This window comes from Spirosoma endophyticum, from assembly GCF_900112365.1.
GTDB lineage: Bacteria > Bacteroidota > Bacteroidia > Cytophagales > Spirosomataceae > Spirosoma > Spirosoma endophyticum.
On the sequence record NZ_FOLQ01000001.1, the window covers coordinates 1,194,486 to 1,218,374 of the forward strand.

24 protein-coding genes are annotated in these 23,889 nt (G+C 47.4%); 8 read left to right on the forward strand and 16 right to left on the reverse strand.

The features are described from left to right. Positions 1-35 precede the first annotated feature (35 nt). Positions 36-2,102, forward strand: coding sequence for a methionine--tRNA ligase (gene metG, locus BM202_RS04750; protein WP_093823415.1), 2,067 nt, complete (start codon positions 36-38; stop codon positions 2,100-2,102). 62 nt (positions 2,103-2,164) lie between these two features. Here metG and BM202_RS04755 read toward each other — a convergent pair whose 3' ends face one another. Both BM202_RS04755 and BM202_RS04760 read right to left on the reverse strand, forming a co-directional pair. Continuing rightward, positions 2,165-3,418, reverse strand: coding sequence for a DUF2264 domain-containing protein (locus BM202_RS04755; protein ID WP_093823678.1), 1,254 nt, complete (start codon positions 3,416-3,418; stop codon positions 2,165-2,167). Positions 3,419-3,425: 7 nt separating this feature from the next. After that, a complete protein-coding gene (locus BM202_RS04760) occupies positions 3,426-4,757 on the reverse strand; it encodes a Gfo/Idh/MocA family protein (protein WP_093823417.1) in 1,332 nt (443 codons plus the stop codon). 203 nt (positions 4,758-4,960) lie between these two features. Here BM202_RS04760 and BM202_RS04765 point away from each other — a divergent pair, with 203 nt between their 5' ends. After that, on the forward strand, positions 4,961-6,721 hold the full coding sequence (locus BM202_RS04765; protein ID WP_093823419.1) for an ABC transporter ATP-binding protein: 1,761 nt from the start codon (positions 4,961-4,963) through the stop codon (positions 6,719-6,721). Between the two features lie 6 nt (positions 6,722-6,727). Here BM202_RS04765 and BM202_RS04770 read toward each other — a convergent pair whose 3' ends face one another. Together BM202_RS04770 and BM202_RS04775 are read right to left on the reverse strand one after the other, a co-directional pair. Continuing rightward, positions 6,728-7,078 carry a hypothetical protein gene (locus tag BM202_RS04770; RefSeq protein WP_093823421.1) on the reverse strand — a complete coding sequence of 117 codons (351 nt, stop codon included), beginning with the start codon at positions 7,076-7,078 and terminating at the stop codon, positions 6,728-6,730. A gap of 100 nt (positions 7,079-7,178) precedes the next feature. Continuing rightward, the gene (locus BM202_RS04775) at positions 7,179-7,412 is read right to left on the reverse strand and encodes a response regulator transcription factor (RefSeq protein ID WP_093823423.1); all 234 of its coding nucleotides are present in this window, start codon (positions 7,410-7,412) and stop codon (positions 7,179-7,181) included. A gap of 282 nt (positions 7,413-7,694) precedes the next feature. Between BM202_RS04775 and BM202_RS04780 the strand changes: the two genes are divergently transcribed. Then, positions 7,695-9,686 carry an ATP-binding protein gene (locus tag BM202_RS04780; protein WP_093823425.1) on the forward strand — a complete coding sequence of 664 codons (1,992 nt, stop codon included), beginning with the start codon at positions 7,695-7,697 and terminating at the stop codon, positions 9,684-9,686. 12 nt (positions 9,687-9,698) lie between these two features. Here the strand turns inward: BM202_RS04780 and BM202_RS04785 are convergent, their stop codons facing one another. The 3 genes from BM202_RS04785 to BM202_RS04795 all read right to left on the reverse strand — a co-directional run bounded on the left by BM202_RS04785 (position 9,699) and on the right by BM202_RS04795 (position 12,417). Beyond that, positions 9,699-10,106, reverse strand: coding sequence for a hypothetical protein (locus BM202_RS04785; protein ID WP_143100631.1), 408 nt, complete (start codon positions 10,104-10,106; stop codon positions 9,699-9,701). Positions 10,107-10,140: 34 nt separating this feature from the next. Beyond that, on the reverse strand, positions 10,141-10,782 hold the full coding sequence (locus tag BM202_RS04790) for a response regulator (RefSeq protein WP_093823429.1): 642 nt from the start codon (positions 10,780-10,782) through the stop codon (positions 10,141-10,143). Between the two features lie 345 nt (positions 10,783-11,127). After that, positions 11,128-12,417, reverse strand: a complete 1,290-nt coding sequence (locus BM202_RS04795; RefSeq protein ID WP_093823431.1) for a hemolysin family protein — start codon at positions 12,415-12,417, stop codon at positions 11,128-11,130. 117 nt (positions 12,418-12,534) lie between these two features. Here BM202_RS04795 and BM202_RS04800 point away from each other — a divergent pair, with 117 nt between their 5' ends. Further along, positions 12,535-13,251, forward strand: coding sequence for an NUDIX hydrolase (locus BM202_RS04800; RefSeq protein ID WP_093823433.1), 717 nt, complete (start codon positions 12,535-12,537; stop codon positions 13,249-13,251). On the opposite strand, the gene coaD is transcribed toward BM202_RS04800, so the two are convergent. The 4 genes from coaD to BM202_RS04820 all read right to left on the reverse strand — a co-directional run bounded on the left by coaD (position 13,229) and on the right by BM202_RS04820 (position 15,850). After that, complete coding sequence (gene coaD, locus BM202_RS04805; RefSeq protein WP_093823435.1) at positions 13,229-13,732, reverse strand: pantetheine-phosphate adenylyltransferase; 504 nt, start codon at positions 13,730-13,732, stop codon at positions 13,229-13,231. The two genes, BM202_RS04800 and coaD, sit on opposite strands and share 23 nt — an antisense overlap. 74 nt (positions 13,733-13,806) lie before the next feature. Further along, positions 13,807-14,697, reverse strand: a complete 891-nt coding sequence (locus BM202_RS04810) for a DUF3822 family protein (RefSeq protein WP_245776520.1) — start codon at positions 14,695-14,697, stop codon at positions 13,807-13,809. An 85-nt stretch (positions 14,698-14,782) separates the two neighbouring features. Further along, positions 14,783-15,286: an NUDIX domain-containing protein gene (locus BM202_RS04815; RefSeq protein ID WP_093823437.1), complete on the reverse strand. Its 504-nt coding sequence runs from the start codon at positions 15,284-15,286 to the stop codon at positions 14,783-14,785. 126 nt (positions 15,287-15,412) lie between these two features. Continuing rightward, on the reverse strand, positions 15,413-15,850 hold the full coding sequence (locus BM202_RS04820) for a CBS domain-containing protein (protein ID WP_093823439.1): 438 nt from the start codon (positions 15,848-15,850) through the stop codon (positions 15,413-15,415). 154 nt (positions 15,851-16,004) lie between these two features. Here BM202_RS04820 and BM202_RS04825 point away from each other — a divergent pair, with 154 nt between their 5' ends. Beyond that, entirely contained in the window at positions 16,005-17,489 is a 1,485-nt protein-coding gene (locus tag BM202_RS04825; RefSeq protein ID WP_093823442.1) for an ATP-dependent DNA helicase, read from the forward strand. Positions 17,490-17,531: 42 nt separating this feature from the next. Then, on the forward strand, positions 17,532-18,164 hold the full coding sequence (locus BM202_RS04830; protein ID WP_093823445.1) for a DUF4126 domain-containing protein: 633 nt from the start codon (positions 17,532-17,534) through the stop codon (positions 18,162-18,164). Between the two features lie 269 nt (positions 18,165-18,433). On the opposite strand, the gene BM202_RS04835 is transcribed toward BM202_RS04830, so the two are convergent. Both BM202_RS04835 and htpG read right to left on the reverse strand, forming a co-directional pair. Beyond that, on the reverse strand, positions 18,434-18,664 hold the full coding sequence (locus BM202_RS04835) for a hypothetical protein (protein WP_093823447.1): 231 nt from the start codon (positions 18,662-18,664) through the stop codon (positions 18,434-18,436). 139 nt (positions 18,665-18,803) lie between these two features. Next, complete coding sequence (gene htpG, locus BM202_RS04840) at positions 18,804-20,633, reverse strand: molecular chaperone HtpG (protein WP_093823449.1); 1,830 nt, start codon at positions 20,631-20,633, stop codon at positions 18,804-18,806. Positions 20,634-20,787: 154 nt separating this feature from the next. Here htpG and BM202_RS04845 point away from each other — a divergent pair, with 154 nt between their 5' ends. Continuing rightward, the gene (locus BM202_RS04845) at positions 20,788-21,159 is read left to right on the forward strand and encodes a hypothetical protein (protein WP_093823451.1); all 372 of its coding nucleotides are present in this window, start codon (positions 20,788-20,790) and stop codon (positions 21,157-21,159) included. A gap of 53 nt (positions 21,160-21,212) precedes the next feature. Further along, positions 21,213-21,521, forward strand: coding sequence for a rhodanese-like domain-containing protein (locus BM202_RS04850; RefSeq protein WP_093823453.1), 309 nt, complete (start codon positions 21,213-21,215; stop codon positions 21,519-21,521). Here BM202_RS04850 and BM202_RS04855 read toward each other — a convergent pair whose 3' ends face one another. The 3 genes from BM202_RS04855 to rplS form a co-directional block, all read right to left on the reverse strand. Then, positions 21,522-22,451, reverse strand: a complete 930-nt coding sequence (locus BM202_RS04855) for a bestrophin family protein (RefSeq protein ID WP_093823454.1) — start codon at positions 22,449-22,451, stop codon at positions 21,522-21,524. A gap of 58 nt (positions 22,452-22,509) precedes the next feature. Then, positions 22,510-23,283, reverse strand: a complete 774-nt coding sequence (dapF, locus tag BM202_RS04860) for a diaminopimelate epimerase (RefSeq protein WP_093823682.1) — start codon at positions 23,281-23,283, stop codon at positions 22,510-22,512. A gap of 138 nt (positions 23,284-23,421) precedes the next feature. Then, positions 23,422-23,799, reverse strand: a complete 378-nt coding sequence (gene rplS, locus BM202_RS04865; protein ID WP_093823455.1) for a 50S ribosomal protein L19 — start codon at positions 23,797-23,799, stop codon at positions 23,422-23,424. Positions 23,800-23,889: the final 90 nt, after the last annotated feature.

Below are 23,889 nucleotides of genomic sequence, written 5' to 3' on the forward strand. Positions count from 1 at the left end.
TATTGACTGTCACCTGACGACTAACGACTACTGAAATGTCCCTCGAAAACCCACAACGCTATACCGTCACGGCGGCACTGATCTACGCTAATGGACCGATTCACATCGGCCATATTGCTGGTTGCTACCTGCCCGCTGATATCTACGTACGCTACCTCCGTTCAACTGGCAAGGATGTCGCGTTCATCAGCGGCACCGATGAACACGGCGTCCCGATCACGATTAAAGCCAAGAAAGAAGGCATCACGCCCAAGGAAGTTGTTGATAAATACTACGGTCAGATTAAACAGGCGTTCAGCGACTTCGGCATCTCGTTCGATATTTATTCGCGTACCTCAAACCAGATTCACCACGAAACGTCGCAGGAATTTTTTACGAAACTCTACGAAAAAGGCGATTTCATTGAGGAGGTAACGGAACAATATTACGATGAGGTCGCCGGGCAGTTTCTGGCTGATCGCTACATTGTGGGCACCTGTCCCGTTTGTGGAAACCCCAACGCCTATGGCGATCAATGTGAGCGCTGTGGCACGGCCCTCAGCCCTACCGAACTGATTGAGCCGCATTCGACACTATCAGGCTCCAAGCCGGTTATGCGCTCGACCAAGAACTGGTTCCTGCCGCTGGATCGGATGCAGCCCGAAATCGAGAACTACGTTAACAGCCATCCCGAGTGGAAAACGAACGTATTCGGGCAGTGCCAATCGTGGCTGAAAGAAGGGCTACGTCCGCGCGCCATGACCCGCGACCTTGACTGGGGCATCAAGGTTCCCTTGCCAAATGCTGAAGGCAAAGTGCTGTACGTCTGGTTCGACGCGCCCATTGGTTATATCTCCATGACCAAAGAATGGGCCGCCGAACAAGGGCGTGATTGGGAATTGTACTGGCGCGATGAGCACACCAAACTGGTGCATTTCATTGGCAAGGACAACATCGTTTTCCACTGCATCATCTTCCCGGCGATGCTGATGGCCGAAGGCAGTTTCATTCTGGCCGATAACGTACCAGCCAATGAATTTATGAACCTGGAAGGCGACAAAATCAGTACGTCGCGCAACTGGGCGGTCTGGCTGCACGAATATCTGGACGAGTTGCCCGGTAAGCAGGACGTGCTACGGTACGTGCTGGCGGCCAACGCGCCCGAAACGAAAGACAGTGAATTTACCTGGAAAGATTTTCAGGCCCGAAATAACTCCGAATTGGTGGGAATTCTGGGCAATTTCATTAACCGGGCGGTTGTGTTAACGCATAAAATGGCCGACGGACACGTACCATTGCTCGGCGAACTCACGGCCTACGATCAACAGGTGCTGGACGAACTGGCGCAGTTTCCGGATCGCATTGGGCAATCCATTGGCAATTACAAATTCCGGGAAGCGCTGGTAAGTTTGATGGATCTGGCTCGTCTGGGTAATAAATACCTGGCCGAAACGGAGCCGTGGAAAGCCATTAAAACCGATCCGCAGCGAGCGCACACTATCCTGAATATTGCGTTACAGATTACGGCAAACCTGAGCATTGTTTGTGAACCATTTTTACCGTTCACCGCCGAGAAACTGCGAACTCAACTCAATATTACCGATCATTTCAATTGGACCAATGCGGGCCGGGCTGATCTGCTGGTTGAAGGCCACGCGTTAGGAAAAGCCCCAGCCGGGCCGGAAGACCTGATGTTTGCCAAAATTGAAGACGACGAAATCAATAAACAGATTCAGAAATTACTGAATGCCAAACGAATGAATGAATTAGAGGTCAAGACTGTACCAGAACTACGTAGTGAAATTACGTACGATGATTTTGCCAAAATGGACATCCGTATCGGTACCATTACCGAAGCCGAACGTGTTCCGAAAAGTGATAAACTGCTAAAACTGAAAGTAGATGATGGGGTGGGGGGGCGGCAGATTCTGAGTGGTATCGCCAAACATTTCGCTCCGGAAGAAATCATCGGCAAGCAGGTGACTTTCCTGGCGAACCTTGCTCCCCGCAAAATGATGGGGTTCGAGTCGCAGGGTATGATTTTGATGGCCGAAGACCGCGACGGCAAACTGGCGCTTATTGCCCCCGGCGATGCTGTCTGGAATGGCGGAACCGTATCGTAACAGAACCACAGTAGTCAAAACAAAGCCGGGCGATTCATTTGGATTGCCCGGCTTTGTTTTGACTACCCCTTAATTGCGTGGTCGGTTGACACATTCTGCCCCGACCATATTTTTTTAGCCGTCCAATCGGCTGCGGGAGCCGACCAGAACGGGTCCGACACGGGTAAGCCCAACGGCAAAAAAGCAACTGAACATAAGTACAGGCTACCCGTTGAAATGTACGTTTCGCCAATGGCAGGCTGGTGGCCACAAAGACCAATCTGGAGCCAGCCTTTTGCATCAAACGTAGCCGGTACGTCCATTGTCCGACGAATCACGGCCGTTAATGCCGATCGCACCTGCCCAGGTGATAATTCTGGTGGTAAATTTCCCTGCAAAGCAATCTGTGCCAGCAACTGAAACGCCCCGCAACGATACGCCAGTGACCGGCCAAAAGCTGCAAATGAGCCATCAGGGTTAATAAGGCGCTCCTGCACGATGGCGTACCGCTGGGCTCGCGTCAGCAAGCCTTCATATAAACCTTTTTCAGCTTTACCAGCTTCTGTAAGCGTTTTTACTACGTCCAGCAGCATGGGCTGGATAACGTAGCTGTTGTAATAATCCCAATGAAAATCAGATCCGTCGCCATACGCGCCATCACCTTTGTACCAGGCCTGATGCTGTTTAATGGCATAATCCATTCGTACTTCATCAGCAGAGCCGGTATATTTCAACAAAGCCGCTTCGACCATCGCCGTGAAAAGCAGCCAGTTACTATAGCCCGGTTTAATGACCCGGCTCGACTGTAACGCTTTCACTACGCTAGCCTGTTCGGCTGTGCTCAAAGCATGCCATAGCTTCGGCGAACGGACAAGGCCATGCGCCAGAAAAGCGGCATCCACCAACGGCTGCCCACCTTTCGTAAAGTTCAGATAATCGGGCGATTGCGGATTAACACCATTGGCAATTGCCTGTCGGGATAAATCCAGATAACGCTGTCGTAAGAGATCTTCCTCTACATTATCGTCGGCGTTTAATTCCAGCCACGGAGCCAGTCCCGCCAGCGTCCGGCCCAGCGCTTCCAGATGCGACACCGCCAGACGGCTCGCCTGTTGGCCAGGAGCGCACTCAATGGGCATGGTGGTTTTTAACTTATTCTGTGCCAGTGCCTTCAAAACGGGATCGGCCACTTTCAGTAGCGTTTGTAACCAGTATGCCCGGTCATCATTCGCGGCTTCACTACGTATAGTCGGATGAGCATCCAGGCTGAATGCAGAATTAGCCTGTAAAGTAACCGGTAGTGCAGCAACTAACCGGGCAAATGTCCGTCGTTTCATGCTCATCTTACACGACGGGTTTCCAACCTTTTTCGTATTCCCGGCTCCACAACTTCATCGCTTCTTTGTCCTGAAGGATGTGGCCATTTGTTGGGTCTGTATGCAGAATAGAACCGGTACGTTGGGAGATGTTGGCTAAATGACATAACAGAACTGATTTATGTCCTTCGGCAATATCAGCATTAGGTTTGGCCGTTCCCCGAACGCTTTCGAGAAAATTAGTCAAATGGTAGGCATCCAGGCGTTCACCGCCCGCGCTAATGGTATTGGTGGCGGCATTGGCCGGTTCGTCGTTTTGTACATCTTTAATTAGTTTGCCGCCTAAGTCCAGGATTTGATAGGCAGGACCACTTTCGGGAGCTGACAAAACGCCTTTATCGCCATAGATCGTAAAGCCTCGACCGCTTTTTTCGGGACCATATCCCTGACAGCTCAATCCTTCCCACGTAATGGTCGCTTTATTACCAAATTCAAACGACGCCACCTGCGTATCGGGCGTTTGCCAGTCATCGGTCGTGTAGGCATACCGCCCACCCGAAGACGTGATTTTTGTTGGGAAATCCAGGCCCATCAACCAGCGACAGCAGTCGATTTCGTGGGTGCCATTGTTGCAGGCCTCACCGGTGCCCCAGTTCCAGAACCAGTGCCAGTTATAGGGTACTACGTTATCCTGATAGCCTTTTCGGGGTGCTGGGCCTTGCCACAGGTTCCAGTCCAGCGTCGCAGGCACGGCAATCGGTTTGCCGTTCCCAATGGATTTCCGGTTGTTATAATACCAGGCTCGGGCAAAGTACGGCTTACCAATCGCCCCATCCCGAATAGCCTTATGTGCCTCCTGGAGCGTCGGCCACGACCGGCGCTGGCTACCCATCTGCACAATCCGCTTGTGTTTCCGGGCAGCCTCCAGCAACCATTCCCCTTCCTGCGGATTATGGCCACAGGGTTTTTCAACGTATACATGCTTACCAGCCGAGCATGCCAGAATAGCGGCAGGGGCATGCCAGTGATCAGGCGTGGCAATGGCCACGGCATCAAGGTCTTTCTGTTCCAGCAGTTTGCGTAAATCTTTGATAACCGTTGGTTTTCGCTTCTGCCCCGCTTTCTCCACAGCCTTCAATCCGTTGGCGATGGCACCATCTTCCACGTCGCAGATATAACCAACTTCAGCACCGGGCAATTTCGAGAAGAGTCCCGCCAGCCAGCTTCCCCGCGACTGCGTGCCAATCAAGCCAATAATCACCTTTTCACTCGGCGCGTTTCGCCCATAAATCGAAAAGGGTAAAATCTGCGTTGCAAGGCCGGCAACGGCGGTATTCTGGACAAACTCTCGGCGATTCATGGCGATGGTTATGCAGGTGATTACGCAAGAAAGCGACTACGAGCGACATTTTTACTCAATACGTTGTCTGGCTGGTTCAGGAAACGGCCCACCGCAGAGGCAGCCTGGAGCAAGCTATATGTTATCGTCGACAAGACAAAAACTGAAACGTTCGGCTTAAAAACACTGTTACACTTCTGAACTCGCCATTATTAAGTTTCCCCGTGAACGAAGAACAAAAAAGCGGCCGAATTTTCGATCTGGCCATCCTCCGACGGCTCTATGCGTTTGTAAAGCCTTATCAGGCACGCTTTTATTCCCTAATCGGCATCATTTTGTTGTCGGCCTGTCTGGCGCCGTTGGCCCCTTTGCTCATTCGCTATACTATTGATAATGTTATTGCGCAGGGCGATTATAAGCAGCTTACACAGATGTTGATCGTGATGATTGGTGTTCTGGTGGTACAAGCGATTGTGCAGTTTTCCAATACGTATCTGTCGGGATGGCTGGGTCAGTACGTTATCCGCGATATTCGGGTACAGTTATACCAAAAGATTCTTCATCTCCGGCTTAAATTTTTCGATAATACACCTATCGGCCGCCTGGTGACCCGTTCCATTTCGGATGTGGAAACGCTGGCTGATGTGTTCAGTGAAGGCATGGCCGCCATTGCGGGCGACATCCTGCAATTGATCCTGATTATCGGTGTGATGTTTTATACCGACTGGAGATTAGCCGCTATCAGTCTGTCCACGATTCCGCTAATGCTGTTCAGTACGTATGTTTTTAAGGAAAAGATCAAAAAATCGTTCAATGAAGTACGCACGGCGGTAGCAAATCTGAACTCGTTTGTGCAGGAGCATATCACGGGCATGAACATCGTCCAGATATTTGGCAGCGAAAAAATTGAAGCCGAGAAGTTCCGACTTATAAATGACGAGCATCGCCAGGCCAACATCCGTTCCATCTGGTATTATTCGGTCTATTACCCCGTTGCCGATATTATTTCTGCCGTTGCCGTTGGTTTAGTCGTTTGGTACGGTGCCAAGCAGATCGTCAATTCCGACGTTACCTTCGGTACTGTCACGGCGTTTGTTATGTTCATCAACCTGTTTTTCCGCCCCATTCGGATGCTGGCTGACCGGTTCAACACGCTCCAGATGGGCATCGTCAGCACCGACCGGATTCTGAAGTTGCTGGATAGTGACGAATTTACGGTTAACAACGGCACGTTCGCACCAACGGCGATCAAAGGAGAAGTTGAATTTAAGAACGTTTGGTTCGCTTATAACAACGAAGACTGGGTACTTCGCGACATTTCCTTCAAAGCGAAAGCAGGCGAAACCGTTGCCTTCGTAGGGGCAACCGGCGCGGGCAAATCGTCCATCATTAACCTGTTAAGCCGGTTCTACGATATTAACAAAGGTGAAATTGAGATTGATGGGATCGATGTTCACGAGTATGAACTCGGCCATCTTCGCCGAAATATTGGTGTTGTTCTGCAAGACGTTTTTCTCTTTTCAGACACCATCGAGAACAACATTACCCTGGGCGACAAGAGCATTAGCCGGGAGACAATCGTGGAAGCGGCCAGACTGGTTGGTGTTCACGACTTCATTGAGCGATTGCCGGGTGGCTATGAGTACAACGTAATGGAACGTGGTTCAACGCTTTCGGTTGGACAACGGCAGTTGATTTCGTTCGTACGAGCGATGGTACAGAACCCTAAGATTATTGTCCTCGATGAAGCGACCTCATCGGTCGATACAGAAACCGAGGAAATGATTCAGGATGCCATCAGCAAGCTCATGAAGGGACGTACCGCCGTCGTGATTGCCCACCGCTTATCAACGATTCAAAAAGCCAACAACATCATCGTCGTTGACAAAGGACGTATCGTTGAGCAAGGCAATCATGAAGAATTGCTCCAACAGGAGGGCTTTTACGCCAACCTCTACCGAATGCAGTATAAGGAAATGGTGTAAACCCGTTTACTTACCGAAAATTCGTTCCTCTTCTTCGGGTCCGGCTCCAGATGTACCTTCTGTAATCACATCGTGACCGGAAACATTGGGTTTCTCATTCATCGGGCCGGGGCCAGTGCCATCAAGGGCATAAGCAATCGAATCAGCTAAATTGTCGGGAGCTAATTTAGCCGGGGTATCTTCGGATGGATGTTCCTCTTTCCTGACGGATTCAGGATATTGCTCTCCAGCCTCTTGGTTGATTACTTCCTCATCGGCATTCGGATCGTTTTCCATACCGGTTGGCACCGCACCGGCGGACCGACGATTGGAACCGCTGCTGGTCAATTCGCTGGAATCAGGGCTGAAATATCGCATAGTTATCGATGCGTTTGATTTCACCTATAACTGATACGGTGGCTCAGCTGTTTGAAAAAGTCTGCACAGCCGTTCATTGGCAAGCTGACTCTGACAAAACTCACAAGGTGACTATACCTACTTTTACCGCCCATAGAGCCAGGACAACCCGACTTTTTAGATTAAGACGTATAAAAAGATTTTCTCGATAGCCATCCACCGTACGCGGGCTGACGCACATGCGATCGGCAATTTGTGCGTATGTCAATTCGGAACATGCCAACTGAAGAAATTGGCGTTCGCGCTGATTTAATGGGATTGTGTTTTGAGGAAGAGTGGCAGTAAACTGATTCATGAAACAAAGAAGGTTAATTGTTCATAATAGATTAGTCATAATTGCTAGGTGGTAACAATAAGTAACTTATATCTTCAATATTAGAGCATTATTAAGGTGGTGTGGATAGAAATAGAATCGTGTTACAATTCGATAAGCAGTTGCTTACACATGTCAAAGGTCTATAGACCTGGATTATTTGCAAATCCCTGATTATGACTATTTTGCATCCTGTAATTTAAGGATATTCGCCGTTGGGAAATAAAATTAGACTACGTAAGTTTGTCTAAAATCCGCACGCCCATGAAAAAACTGCTACTCTTTTTATGCTTATTAGCGCAGATAGGTTTTTCTCAGACAAGTCGGATCGATAGCCTGAAACGGGAGCTAAGAATACTGGATAAGCAACCAAATGGATATAGCAAGGACACGTTGCAATTCAAAATTCTGAAGGCTATTATGAGAGATTATGCTGATGTGAACATCGATTCTTCATCTCACTATAATACGCTGATAATTGAACTATGTAGCAATCCGAAACTCCAGAAAGAACTCATTTATGCCTATCAGTTTGCGGGTTATCTCTTTCAGGTACGGGGTGATTATTCTCAAAGTATACTGTATCACTACAAGGCTCTTCCACTCGCTGAAAAATTGAGACAGTATACCCGCGTGGCGGCATCACTTGGGTGGTTGGCCCATGCCTATACCAGCCTTAAAGACTATGCGAAGGCAGAAAAACTTTCTCAACAGGGATTAACGGTTCTTAAACAACACCCGGATACGTATGATGCGTATGTTCACGCAACAATTCTGAATGTACTGGGGGCTATGTATCGGGGCCAAAGTAAATTCACAAATGCACTGAAAGTTAATCAGGAGATGTATGAGTTGTCAAGACGTCATCATGTGTTGTGGTATGAAGCCCAGGGCTTACATACGATCGGATGGGACTACATGGAAATGGGCAATAGAACTAAACCACTCGACTATTACCAAAGCGCATTAGTTCTAGCCCGCAAAATAGGTAGTGCCGATTTAGAAGAAAGTATTTTGCTTCATATCGCTGATGTGTACATCCAGCAGAAAAAATGGTCAAAGGCTTTAAAGTATTGTAATTGGGCTAGACAAACAGCCATCCATTTAAAAAATAGTAGCATAGTCGCGGAAGCCGACGAAAAGCTTTATACTATTTTTAAGCAGCTTAATGAACCAGCCAAAGCCCTGAAAGCCTACGAAGACTTTGTCATACTAAGGGACAGTTTGTCGAAAGAGAAGACTCAACAACGTATTGAAATGTTACAGGCTCAGTATGACAATGTACAGAAAACAAACGCGTTGCAAAATGAGCGAGTGAAACGACTGGCTGAGAAAAATCGGAATCAGCAATTGGCGCAGACGCGGAATGGGCTATTTATCGGTATGATAGTGATATTGCTCATCACAGCTTTACTCGTTTGGAACAACAGACGACTACAAGCCAAGAACCGGAAAATTGACCAGCAGAGAGCCTTACTCGAAAGCGCCAGGAAGCAGCTTACCAATATTAATAAAACCCTGGAAACAAGAGTACAGGAGCGTACGGAAGAACTTCTTAATGCAAATAAAGAACTGATTCAAACAAATGAGAGAATAAAAGCCGCTCTTTTTAAAGGTCAAACGATTGAGCGTAAGCGTGTGGCTCTTGAGCTTCATGATAATTTGAGCAGTTTGCTCAGCGCGGTGAACATGAGCATCCAATCGATTAATCCGCAGAACCTGTCGGAGCCAGAGCAATCCGTCTATCGAAATGTAAAACTTCTCATTCAAAACGCTTATGCGGAAGTACGAAATATTTCGCATAATATTCTACCCGCCGAACTTGAGCGGGAAGGGCTGGCGGCTACGTTGGCTACACTGATAAACCGACTGAATCAGAATTCAGCTTTGGTGTTTTCACTCACAGTAACTAGCCTACAGGAACGATTGCCGATAGAAATCGAATTCAATGTGTACAGCATTATACTGGAATTAATTAACAACGTCATCAAACACGCGAAAGCTACTACTGTCGGCATACGTATTTTCCGGACCGACATAGGTGTCAACCTATCCGTTACAGACGATGGCGTGGGTATGAGCTTAAACCGTGGTGCACAGGGCATTGGCCTTCAAAATATTCAGACTCGCCTGGACTCCCTTGGTGGAACATTTGACATTATGATGCCAGCAGAAAAAGGTACTCGTATGGTCATAAAAATCCCCATTGAAACGGTTCATGTCAATGGGGATGTAAGCTCTTCAGTAATAGGTTAGTAACCGAACCGGTTAGTTGGTCCCTGATCCACTACCCGTTGGCGGGCCCGTTGACGTCATGTTCGGCATGTTTACTGGTGTTTTAGTAATCTCATTATAGGTAGTAGGGAAGAAACCTGTCAACTCTCCGTTTTCATATTTGGCCTTATCACACTCGATAATCAAATCCAAAAACAAGGGTTTTATTACTTTAGTATTTTCCTCAATGATGGGAAGTAGGTTTATTGGTGGTTTACGTTTTCCTGATTCATCCAGAAAGGCAACCTGAACGGTATCTCCCTCTATTATAATGTGTGCAGGACCTTGTAATAAAATATATACATCTGTATCTTCTTCAGCTACAAGCGCCTGTCTACCAGGAGATTCCTCGGCAGTTGATAATTTCGATTTAGCATCATCAGAGGGGGATTGGGTCTCCATTGTTTGAGCATTGATTAAAAATAAAATGATTTGGTTAAATAATCTGAAATTTGATAGCATACTTCACTAAGCCGATCGTCGTTTGAACACCCAATTTCTGCATCAGGTGTTTACGGTGCGTTTCAACGGTGGTAGGGCTAATGAATAATCGCTCAGCAATCTGCGTTCCTGAGTACTCTTGAGCAATCAGTTTCAGTACGTCCAGTTCCCGTTGCGTAATGGCTATTTTCTGAGGCTTCCCGGCATCAGGTATTAGCTCGATGCCCGCTTCATTCGCCAGTTGCATTAGCACTTGTTCGCTGTAAAACTTATTCCCTTTAGCAATCATACTCAAAGCAGTTTCCAATTCGCTGCGTTCGGCATTTTTCAGTACATACCCGTCAGCTCCGGCACGAATGGCCTCTTTGATCGCTTCGGGTTGGTCAGCCACTGTCAGTAAGCAAATTTTTACGTGGGGAAACCGCTCACGGAGTTGAAGCGTCAGTTCAATCCCTCCCATAACGGGCATCTGCACATCAGAAACGACGAGCGTTATGTCCGGTTCAATTTCCAGTGCCGTTAACACCTGTCGACCATTAGTGTGTTTCGATACGACCTCAACTCCATCTATACTCGACAGCAGCATAGCAATGCCATCCAGCAAAATCCGATGATCGTCCGCTACAAGAATTCGCATGGGTGTGGCTGGCAATGACAAATCGATTGTAATCTGATAAATAAAGTACTAAAAGTCAACTTTCTGTAAATCAGCATGGTGATAATATACTTATAGACGTACAGAGGCTCACTTAGCAAAGCCGGTCCTTCTTCCGGCCTTACACAGTGAGCGGAAAAGTCTACGATGTGGATGAATTACTGCTGTAAAGTTCCCAACTTTTGTACCGCCCGGAAATCCCCGATTTCCATGATTTCGCATCCTATAATTTAAGGACATTTTAGTTGATAGATCAGGTACAATGCAAAACGCCCGGCACAGAGCCGGGCGTTTTTACTTTATGGTTTACGGATGATACGTAGCGATTTATTCTTCAGCGAACTTCTTCACCAGAATCTTGTCAATTCGGCTTTTATCCATGTCCATAATCTCAAAACGATACGTATGCCAGACAAACGTTTCGCCCGTTTGAGGGATGTCTTTTAGGATATGGAGCGCGAAACCTCCCAACGTATCAAAACCAGTCAGGTCGCGTCGGGCTTGCGCTGTAATATTAATCGAGAAATACGATAAAAAGTCCTCGAACGGCAATTGGGCATCAATTAAAAAGCTGCCGTCTTCACGCTCCCGAATTTCATAATCGGAATGGATATCATCGTTGATGTCGCCTACCAGTACGTCCAGAATATCATTAAGCGTAATCACGCCCAGCACGCCACCATACTCGTCAACAATGACGCCAACGTATTGCCGACGCTCCCGGAAACGCTCAAGTACCTGATACGCTTTGTTGTTTTCAGGAATGAAAAGCACGTCACGCTTCATGCCGTTCAGGCGGGCCAGCTCGGTATCCAGGTCTTTACCCAAGAAATCTTTCGTATAAATTAAGCCCACAACTTCATCGACACCCCCATTACAGAGCGGATAAACAGAGTGTTTATGCTCCAGAATCCGCGCTTTATTTTCGGCGAGATCGTCCTCTAAATCAAGGTAAACGATTTCCTGTCGGTTGGTCATGAGCGATGTAATTTTACGGTCGCCTAGCTGGAATACGTTCTGAACAATCTCCTGTTCAATTTCCTCAATGGCCCCGCCCGACGTTCCTTCCTGAATTAAGCTTTTAATCTCTTCTTCCGTCACCGCACTTTCGTTAGGCTTAACATTCAGGACTTTAAGCAATAAATCACTTGAAATTGTGAGTAAAGCAATAAAGGGAGAGGTCAGTTTAGAAAGCACATTCATGGGCGCAGCCATTGTTTTGGCAATGCCCTCGGGGTTTGAAAGACCAATGCGCTTGGGAACCAGTTCACCAAACACAAGCGAGAAATAGGTAAGAAACAGCAGCACAATCACTACGGCAACCGTATGCGCGTAAGGACGTATCAGTTCAATTTGAGCAACAAAGTTCTGGACATCGGTCGTTAACGTATCGCCGGAAAAAATACCGAGCAAAATACCGATCAGCGTAATGCCGATCTGTACGGTTGACAGAAATCGATTGGGCGAATTAGATAGATCCAGCGCAGCCTGTGCCTGGCGGTCCCCATTCTTGGCGGCTGATTCTAACTTGGATTTACGGGATGAAACTAAAGCGATTTCTGACATAGAGAACACCCCGTTCAACAGTGTCAGTAGTACTATTATAAGAAGTTCCACAAAGGGATATGATTGGCCTGGTGCAAAAATAAAGAAACTGAACTTGTTTCTAATAGGTTCGGTCGTGCGCAGAACGTCAGTTTTGCTACTTTTACGCTTCGAAACACTCTTGTCCCGATGATTGTCTTCATTAACGACCGCCCCATAAAGCTCGTTGGCCCTAAAGCTGCTTCTCAATTAATTGCCCCAATAGGTCGTATTCCGGCCAATCGTCAGGCATATATCGACTATGATCATATTGTCGATGCTCGTTTGGAAGCACTAAAAGAAGATGCTTTACAGGGTCACTTGCTGGTACTCAACGCTACACCATCTACCGTTGGAAAACTGCTTGCCTTACTTCAGAAAACCAATGCCAAGCCGCTGCTATCGGTTACGTTAGGGTGTCTTGATAAGGATGCCTGCGAAGAAGCCATCAAAAAACCATTCAAAATTATTAAAGCTGCAGGTGGCGTCGTCATTAAAGGCAACAAAATGCTGCTTATGTTCCGGCGGGGTGTTTGGGATCTACCAAAGGGGAAATTAGACGATGGCGAATCGTCGCGAAAAGCTGCTGTTCGCGAGGTACAGGAGGAAACCGGCGTCCGGGCAACCCTGGGCGAACGCATCTGCACCACCTGGCATACCTACAACCTCAACGGAAACCGTATCCTGAAACGTACCAAATGGTATCGGATGACGGTGCTGGATGATAGCCGTATGGCTCCTCAAGCCGAAGAAGACATTGAGAAGCTAGCCTGGTTAGACCGAAAAGAGACGAAACTCGCCCTCACAAACTCGTTCAGTTCAATCCGATACGTCATTGACGCCGTTAATCAGCTGGTGAGTCAGTAGGCGACGGAACAGGATTCACAGCCGCACTGGTTAAGGCATAGGGAAGAAACGTATCGACAGGCTGTCCATACCGGTGAAGGTCGCGGATAATACTCGAACTGATAGGCGCCAGATTGGGCGATGTAATCAGGAAAACCGTTTCAACGTCTTCATATACGTAGCGGTTAACCTGTGAAATCCCATTTTCATATTCAAAGTCGGTAGTATTACGCAGGCCACGTAGCAGAAACGTTGCGCCAATTTTCCGGGCTACGTTAGCCGTGAGGTCTTCGTAGCTTATGACCCGTACGGCAGGATAATGAAGAAAGGCCCCTTCAATTAAGTTGATCATCTGCTCCAGTGGGAAGTAACGCTCTTTTCGGGCATTACGCCCAATTCCGATCACAACTTCGTCAAATAAGCGTAAGCCACGTAGGACAATATCTTCGTGTCCTTTCGTAAACGGATCAAATGAACCAGGAAACAGGGCAATACGCTTCATACGCTGGAATGAATAAATGAGTGAGTTGGCAAATTTCGGGACGAACCTACTCACACAATCACTAATTCGCTAATTCATTCGCTCATTAAACCGAGACCGTACAAACTTAAATAACGATGATCGGGAAGGTCGTTAAAGTCAGCGGCCAGCGCTAGACCGGCGGGCGCACGGCCAAAGGAAAGATGTGGAAGAAACCGCTTTAATTCCGTAAAGGCTTCAGCAAACGGAGTAATCTCTCCGTAGAGGGCAATGTGTACGGTGTCGACACTCAGTTGCTGCTCGTCCAGTGCATACAAGACGTAGTAAACCAGGTCCTGCACATTTTTATACCCGAATCGATTGCAGTACTGTAGTTTGTGCGCTTTGCGGAATATGATCGTAACATACTCATCTTCAAAATAGAGATAAACTGAATCAGGCGTCAGTGTGTGGCGATCCAGATCGGCGGTAGCCTGAAGCAGGGCACTAATCTGATGGACGTACCTTAACGGCTGAAGCGGATATACTTCCGAAAAATAATCTACGAGTTGGTGCTCTACATTAAAAACCGACAGAAAACCCTCAGCCTCATGATCGTGTGTCTGCGCAAATTCGTGAGCAGGTAGTGAACTTCCCCGCATGAAAGCCAGATAACTACCCGCATATTCTTTCCGGAAAAGCGGTTTGGGCACCAGCGTAAACGAGGGCGAATTAACCCCGATACGTATTTCCTGCCAGGGTCCGGCAGCCAGCACCGCATGATTGCGGAAAACATCGGGCAGCACACTTGTTAACGGCCGCTCGGTCAGTAGGGATGGGAACGCATAATCCTCAAGACACAATGCCCGTCCACCCGCATCCTGCACCAGCAACCGAAGGCGATCTCGTCCAACTTCCAGGCACAGCACCGATTTTTCAGTATGGGCAGGGTCGAACGAGTTGGAGCGTATCGTTACGGTGGGCGCGAGGGTCACAGCGGTTTGCAAAGCTTTGGGATACAAATGGTAAAGGTAATAAAGGAGATCTGATCGTATAAAAAGTGGGTTGTCGCTAAGTTAGCTGTAATCATGTTTAACCCAAGTACCCTCGTAGCTGAAACACATCGTCAAGCGACTGACAATATCGGAATAAGGCATGTACTTCTTCGGGTGGATACTGCTTAACTTCCTCGAAACTCATCAGACGGACATCTTCAATAATCTGCCCATCAAGACTCATTTCAGGATCGATGCCCTGCCGTAGTGAACCACCCGTTGCCCGTACAGTGAAAAACAGTTCCATGGCATGGAGGGGTGGTTGCATAAATTCGTTCACGAACAATAGTGGCCCGATTTCAACCTCCAGCCCTGTTTCTTCCATAAATTCCCGAATCAGCGCATCGGGCGCTGTTTCACCAAACTGCGCCCCACCACCCGGCGGACACCAGAACGTATTCGTTGGACCAATGCCCCGGTGTCTGACCATCAACAGACGGTCATCTTCGCGATACAGGCCGCAAACCCGAAGCCGAAGCCGATTTCCATATAATTTCAGCACCTCTTCGCGGGGCTTGTCTACATCTGCTACCTGCGTCACGATATTAAAAATGATAGAAAGACGCAAAGGTAAGTTTTTAATAATGAATTATAAATGATGAATGATTGCGGCACAAGAGACCGAGTACTTCCGCAAATCATTCATCATTTATAATTCATCATTGAATCAATACGGGCTGCCTGAAATATAGCTTTCGAGAGAATCGATGCGTACTTTCTGATCCCGGATAATAGCGGTCACAACGTCATTAATGGAAATGATACCAATCAGTTCGCCCCGATCCATAACGGGCAAATGACGAATATGACGATCCGACATAATAACCATACAGTCTTCCAGCGTTTGTTCCGGCCCGATCGTAATTACGTTCGCCGTCATGACATCAGCAATCTGGGTATCGTCCGAATGGCGACCTTTCAGGATTACTTTCCGGGCATAGTCGCGTTCAGAAAAAATCCCGGTCAGCACACCTTTATCGACAACCAACAAGGCCCCAATATTCTTATCAGCCATGACTTGGAGCCCATCCAGTACAGTTTGATCGGACGAAACGCTGTACAGCGCATTAATAGATTTTCCCTGGAGTATTTGACGTATGTTCATGGGGCTGAAAGAATTAAGTGGTGGGTGAAAATAGGGAAAAAGGAGCAGGAAGGAAAGAGAAAGTAGAGAAAGAAAGAAAATATAGTATAAATCCCTGTTGATACAGTTAAGTTTTGCTCTTTTTTCTTTGCTGCTTTTTTTGTAATTTAGATGCATGAACGAAACCCAGACGGCCGCCAGTTTGCTGGCCAAACGCTTCCCTTTTAAGCCTACACCCGGTCAGGAACAGTTTTTCGAACAAATAGGCGCGTTCATCACCCCCCAGGAAATTGAACATTACCGCGATTGCTTTTTGCTACGTGGATATGCCGGTACCGGTAAAACTACGCTGGTCGGAACGCTCATTAAAGTGCTCCCCCGCTTTGGGTATAAGTCGGTATTGCTGGCACCTACTGGTCGGGCGGCCAAGGTTATGACCAATTACGCCAAAAAACCTGCGCAGACAATTCACCGAAAAATTTATCGTCAGGTAGCTGATCCCGGTTCGGGAACGCTGGCCTTTCAGCGGCAGAAAAATTACCACGAAGACACCTTGTTTATTGTCGATGAGGCTTCCATGATCTCCGATGAAGCGGATTTTGGGGGCAAAGGTTTACTCACCGATCTCATTGACTACGTTTTTGAGAACCCTGGCAACAAACTCTTACTGGTGGGCGATACGGCTCAGCTCCCCCCCGTTGGCCGCGAATTGAGCCCGGCACTGGATCGGGGATTTCTCGCCAGCGCCTTCGACATGACCGTGTATGAGCAGGAGCTGACCGAAGTAATGCGGCAGGATGAAGAGTCCGGCATTCTCTATAACGCAACTGGTTTGCGGATGCTGCTCGGCGACAGTGCGCCAAAACTCGTTGGCTTCGATGCGCTGGTCAATGATAACTCAACCATTTCCGCTGCCGACGCACCCGACATCCGGCTGAACGTCCACTCGTTCAGCGATATTTATAAAATGCCGCTGACAAAACTGGAAGATGGCATTCGCTACGCCTACGACAAATATGGGCGCGAGAACACCGCTATTATCTGTCGCTCGAACAAAACGGCAGTCCAATATAACCAGTTCGTCCGGCGGATGATCGATCAGTGCGAGGAAGAACTCGACACGGGTGATATGCTGATGATTGCCCGGAATAATTACACGATACTTGACGAAGACTCCCCGGCTGGTTTTCTGGCGAATGGTGAATTTGCTGAAGTCCAGAAAATCCGTAATAAAGAGGAGATGCACGGGTTTCGATTTGCAACCGTTACGTTGCGTTTGATCGATTACGAGGAACAACCCGATTTCGACGCTAAAATCATGCTCGATACGTTGCATACACCGGTGCCATCGCTAACCGCCGATCAGTATAAAGCCTTGTATGAGAGCGTGATGAAGGATTATTTTTACATCAAAAGCAAGAAAGAACGTTCCGAAGCCGTTCGTCGAGATCCTTATCTGAACGCGTTACAGGTGAAATTTGCCTACGCGCTTACCTGTCATAAGGCGCAGGGCGGACAGTGGAGCGCGGTATTCGTGGATCAGGGCTTTCTACCCGACGGACAGGTGAATCAGGAATTCATACGCTGGCTTTATACGGCGTTGACCCGCGCAACAGACGAAGCCTTTCTGATGAATTTCAATTCACAGTTTTTTGGCTAAACCCTACTGGCCTAAAATGGGTTAGGGTTTAAAAGCAAAGCTATGTCTCTCGAATGGATTATGAGTGCCTGCATAGGCGTCGGCTTAGCCGCGTGCTGCGGGTTTCGTGTGTTTGTACCGTTGCTCATCGCCAGTGTAGCCACTAAACTTGGCTTTGTTGGTACTATGGCTGGCTTTGAGTGGCTTAGCGAATGGCCCGCGCTGATTGGCCTTTCGGTTGCAACCATCTTCGAGATCGGCTCCTATTATATTCCCTGGCTCGACAATTTTCTGGATACCCTTGCTACACCAGCCTCCATTATGGCCGGCACGTTGGTTAGTACGTCATTTTTTCACATCGACACGCCCGTGCTACAGTGGGGACTGGGTTTGATCCTGGGTGGCGGTTCGGCGGGGATTGTGCAGGCAGGTACTAGTTTACTACGAATGGGTTCCACCATGACGACGGGCGGTATAGCCAATCCGGTGGTAGCCACAGGCGAGAACATAGCCTCGTTTGGTCTATCGCTTTTCACCATCTTTTTACCGCTGATTGCTATTGTCATCATTGGACTTGTGATGCTCTTTATTATTGGACGATTGATAGCCCGTCGGAAAGTCTGGTTTACGCGACCTTCCAAACAGGGCGGTAACTCAATCAGCCAGATTCCCCGCAGTAGCAACGGACGCATGTAGTAGTTTACGGCGATTACAACCATTTATTTTCCGTACAGGTCTAGCTCATACCTGGTTTCACACATCATTACGTGGCAGATTACTACGTAGTTTGGGAGAAATGCTGTTAGAATAGCACTGTAGTGAATATCAGAAATCCCGAATCATCGGGCATGATATATTACCTCTCTTTTCCGCCCCTGATCAAAAATGGAACGCCATTTAGAAATTCATCGCCTGTTTTCCTGACTCCAAACGCCGAATACATTTGCGTAAATAAGCCACTCTCGCTAGCGTTTCGCGCTACCAATGCCGATACCCAGTTTATTTATACCAACGGCCTGCAGTCCAAATGACGATGGCGTGAATGACACTTGATGTTCACTGGTATCGACGCGTTTCCGCAGTGTATCATCCGTATTTACGACCGTTGGGGCGAATTGATTTTTCGGGAATCGCCGTATGAAAAACTTTAGGATGGCTCTTACCTCGGCAAGCACATTAATCCGGGCGTGTATCATTTTATTATCCGTCCAACTCCAGACCAAGCCGAAAAGGAAGGCACACTTATTATTTTATAAAAAGAAAAAACCCGGATGAGCTACCTGTCTGAGCAGTTCATCCGGGTTTTGTATAAGCTTTAGCAGCTACGTCCCTAGCTTACAAATTCGCTACGGTACGTTTCACAAAAGCCGTCAGGTCTGCACCGGTAAGCATGTTTTGCGAAAGCAGAGCCAGATCGTACACTTGTTTTACCAGAGATTTTTTGGCATCCGTATCCGCTTCGGCAAGTATTTTACCAATCAGTGGGTGGTTGGCATTGACCACTACGTTATAGCTAACGGGGAAATTGCCGTAGAACGATTGTTCACCCGACAGCGCCGACATATCTTTCATCCGACGCATAAACTCAGGTAAAGTAATCGTGACAGGAAGCTCATCAGTAGGTTGCGCTACTACACTCACATTGAGGAGTTTACTATCTAATACTTGTTCGAATACTTCTTTCAGCTTTGTCTGGTCAGCCTCCGACAGGACGCTTTCATTATTTAGCCCCTTGTCGATCAATTTGTCGAGGGTATCGGCATCGACCCGTTGGAACGTTACTTTGTCAAGCTTTTGCTCCAGCGCATTGATGAAGTGAGCGTCAATAACATTGTCCAGCAACAAAACATCGTATCCCCGACGAGTGGCTGATTCGATATAAGCATCCTGCTGTTTTCGGTCGGTGGTGTAGAGCATCACCAGCTTTTCATCTTTGTCGGTCTGATTCGCCTGAACTTTCTCCCGATATTCATCGAGTGTAGCAAACTGGCCCTCCGTATTTTTGAGCAGGACGAAATTTTTCGCTTTCTCCCAAAATTTATCGTCGCTCAGGATACCGTATTTGATAAACAATCCGATGTCATCAAACTTCTCTTCGAACCCTTTCCGATCAGCATTGAATAGCTCATTGAGCTTGTCGGCGACTTTACGGGTAATGTAACCGTTGATTTTCTTAACGTTGGAATCGGCTTGCAGGAAGCTCCGCGATACGTTCAGCGGAATATCAGGCGAGTCGATTACCCCATGCAGCATCATCAGGAAGTCGGGCACTACGTCCTTCACTTCATCCGTGATAAATACCTGACGGCTATAGAGTTGAATTTTCTCCCGCTGAAATCGGAGTTCGTTTTTAATACGTGGGAAATACAATATACCCGTCAGATTAAACGGATAATCTACGTTCAAATGAATCCAGAAGAGAGGCTCCTCCCCCATTGGATACAACTCACGATAAAATGTTTTGTAATCCTCATCCGTCAGTTCAGACGGTGATTTTGTCCAGATGGGTGTCGTATTGTTAATTACCTGACCATCGAATTCAACTGGCACCGGCAGGAAACGGGCGTATTTATCCAGGATGCCCCGCAACCGGCCTTTGCTCAGAAACTCTTCGGAGTCCGGTGCGATATGCAGAATAATATCTGATCCGCGCTCAGCACGCTCGGCAGGGGTTAGTTCAAACTCAGTGGAACCATCACACACCCAGCGTACGGATTCGGTACCTTCACGGTAAGATTTCGTAACAATTTCAACTTTTTCGGCAACCATAAACGCCGAATAAAAGCCTAAGCCGAAATGACCGATAATCTGTCCCTTATCATCCGTTTTGTCTTTATATTTTTCCAGAAAATCTGTGGCACCAGAGAACGCAATCTGGTTAATATATTTTTTGATTTCATCGGCGGTCATACCGATACCGTTGTCACTGATGGTAATGGTTTTCGCTTCTTCATCGAGCGAAACTGTCACTTTCAGATCACCCAGTTCACCGCCAAATTCACCGAAAGAGGCCAGTTGACGCAGCTTTTGCGTAGCATCAACGGCATTAGAGACTAATTCACGCAGGAAAATTTCGTGGTCGGAATACAGGAATTTCTTGATAATCGGGAAGATATTCTCGGTATGGATTGAAATCTGCCCTTTTTCGTTCTGTACGGCTTCCATAGTACGTTGTTAAATGGTTTATTGGATACGAGCAACGGTCTTCAAATCCTGTTCCAGTAACGGGCTGGCTGACAGATTGACAGATTGCTTACTTTACCGGTTTCTTGTCCCAACGATACTGTATGGTTAAGGGTCTTTACAAAAAAATACAACTATGCGCTATTTTTTATTATTGATTATAACCACTTTACTGAGTTGCCAAACTAAATCAAACCTTAGTCTGGGTCCTAAGCGTACTGAGGATGCTTTTATTTCGGACAACTCTTTATTCGTTGATGGATGTGAATCGTATGTCCGGCTCGGCAATCAGGATTCGACCAGAAACAGCACTTATTACAAGCCAACTGCATTGACATTGCCTATTTTACAAAAGGCATTGGTAACGATTCCGGCCACAAACAACTCTTGGGAAAGAGCCGTAACCGTTCGATTTGCAGAAACAGGAGCAAAAGTTACGTTGCTTTGTGGCTGGGTGAACAAACCACAAACAGATGAAATTGAAATTCTGGAGATTACAGCACGATGACAGAGAATCCTTCTGCTTGAACAGGCAGAGGAAAAAGGTTGTTAGGAATTTCTATGATCACTCAGGCTTATACCGATATTACCCTTTCAGCACTCAACGATCTCCGCGATCAAGCCAATACGGCCGTTGTTGATGTGCGTGACGAATGGGAATTTGATGAATTTAACATTGGTGGGCTCAACATTCCGTTGCCCGATATACGTGCCCGAAAAGCGGAACTTCTTCCCTACACTACGTTGATTGTGATTTGCACAAATGGCGTTCGCAGCCGGGTAGCAGCCAAAGACTTGCTACGTCAGCCTGAGTTTCAAGGCAAAATTATTTACCATTTGCACGGTGGTATCATTGAAGCCGAAGATTAACTACGTTACGACGGTAAATCCTGGCCTTGCGGCCTGCTTCTCGACATGGGGCAGGTTTATCTGCAAGATGTCATGAACGTTTACGCGAATCAATTGACTCAGCTGGTTTAACGGCAAATCATTACGTTCCAGTCCAAACGGTTCTTCAATCTCCTCGCCAATCATTTCCAGCCCCACCAGGACATAGGACGTCAGGAATACTGCCGGAACCGTCAGGTAGCCAAAAGCCGCGATAATTGTGAACGGCAGCAGGGCTACGTAGAGCATAATGAAGAGCTTGATAAACAGCATATATGAAAATGGAATCGGCGTACTTTTAATACGTTCGCAAATACCACAGACATCCATCAGGGCCGTCAGATACTGATTTAGGTTAATATGCTGCGATTCTGAAATATGCCCTTCCCGGTACAGTATCTCCGTTTTCACCCAGAGCTGATTTGATACACCGGCTGGTTTATGATCAAAATTACTCAGGTCGCGCCGTTCCCCTTCTTCAACAATATCCAGTTCATCCATTTTGGGCATATCGCGTAAATGATTTTTTAGCGCAAACGGGAAATTAGAAATGGATTTCGCATAAAACTGTCGGCTAATAACATCCCCCTCCGGCAAAACGGCATTGAAATAAATAGCCAGATTTCGGCAGTTATTGACCAATGAGCCCCATGCCTGCCGCCCTTCATAAAATCGATCATAAGCCGTATTTGTCCGAAAAATCAGCAAGAGACTTAAGAGAATACCCATGGCTCCCAGAAAGGAATTCGGCGTATCTTTCAATCTCAGATCAGTGTAATGCATTTCGGCGACTGTGACGATCGACACGTAAATACCGACAACAGCTAATCGACGGATCAACGCTTTCGCTGTGGGACCAGTATGAAAATGCCAGATAGATGGCAGTATACCTTTATTCTTGTAAATAATCATTCAATCCCTGTGATGTGACGTGTGAGAAACAACCTGACTTTCTTAACTACATCCAGGGTTAAACGGTTATTGTTCCAGCGAAAACACGTTGAGCCGGGCCAATTAAATAGATGGTATGAAACTGTCCACCCGGCTGCGGCTCGAACGAAACGCGCAGATTGCCCCCAATGGTTTGAATACTCACGGGGCTGGACATACGTAGCTGCCGATGAGCCACTAAGGCCACCGCAGTTACGCCCGTGCCGCAGGAATACGTTTCATCCTCAACACCCCGTTCATAGGTTCTAACAAAAACCGTTTGGTCGTCTATTACCTGGACAAAGTTGACATTCGTACCGCCGGGTTGAAACGGTTCGCTATACCGGATCGTTCGGCCTTCACCAACGACATCGAGCGACTCCAGATCATCACTAAATTTGACAACGTGTGGTGAGCCTGTATTGAGAAACGTTAATCCGTCACGATCATCAATAGACGCTACGTCTCCCATTTTCAGGGAGATAGTTTCTTCGCCAACTACAGCCATGTGTTCGCCATCTGCGGCCAGGAAACGGGTTTCCCGATCGATCAGACCCAGATCATGTGCAAACCGGACAATGCACCGTCCGCCGTTGCCACACATACTTCCTACCGCCCCATCGGCATTGAAATAGACCATCCGAAAGTCGTAGTTGGGGTCGTTCTGGAGCAAAATCAGCCCATCAGCACCGATACCAAACCGGCGGTGGCAAAGACGCTCAATGAGTGCCTGATCTGAGGCCGGAAATGTCTCGTTTCGATCATCAATCAATACGAAGTCATTACCGGTACCCTGGTATTTAAAGAAGTTCAATGTAGTCATGGGTCGATAGTCATAAGTCGCTGGTCAATAGTCATTTTCGTCAGGCTGACGATCAACGGCTAGTGACTTACGACTCAATAAAAAAAGCCACCTCTCGAGGTAGCTTTTGATTTTTTGGCAGGCAGACAATTAAGCTGCTGCTACTACTGCCTTTGGCTTGCGCTCTTTAACACGAGCGGCCTTACCTTGGCGACCACGTAGGTAGAATAAACGGGCCCGGCGAACTTTGCCCAGCCGTACGACTTCAACTTTGTCGATGTTCGGCGACAGGAGTGGGAAAATCCGCTCAACGCCGACGCCGTTTGATACTTTACGAACGGTGAATGTTTCACCACCGCTGCTTGGGTTCCGGCGTTGGATTACCGTACCCGTAAATATCTGAATGCGTTCCTTATTTCCTTCGCGGATTTTAACGTGTACGTTCACCGTATCACCGGCCCGGAATGTGGGCAACTCGGTGCGACGCTGCGCGTTGTCTGCCTCCACTAATTTTATTAAATCGCTCATGACCGTATATAAATCGCCAGATAACTATTTGCGAAATGAGCCGCAAAGATAGGGAAATTTCTTGGTTGCAGAAAATAGTTTTGTAAAATT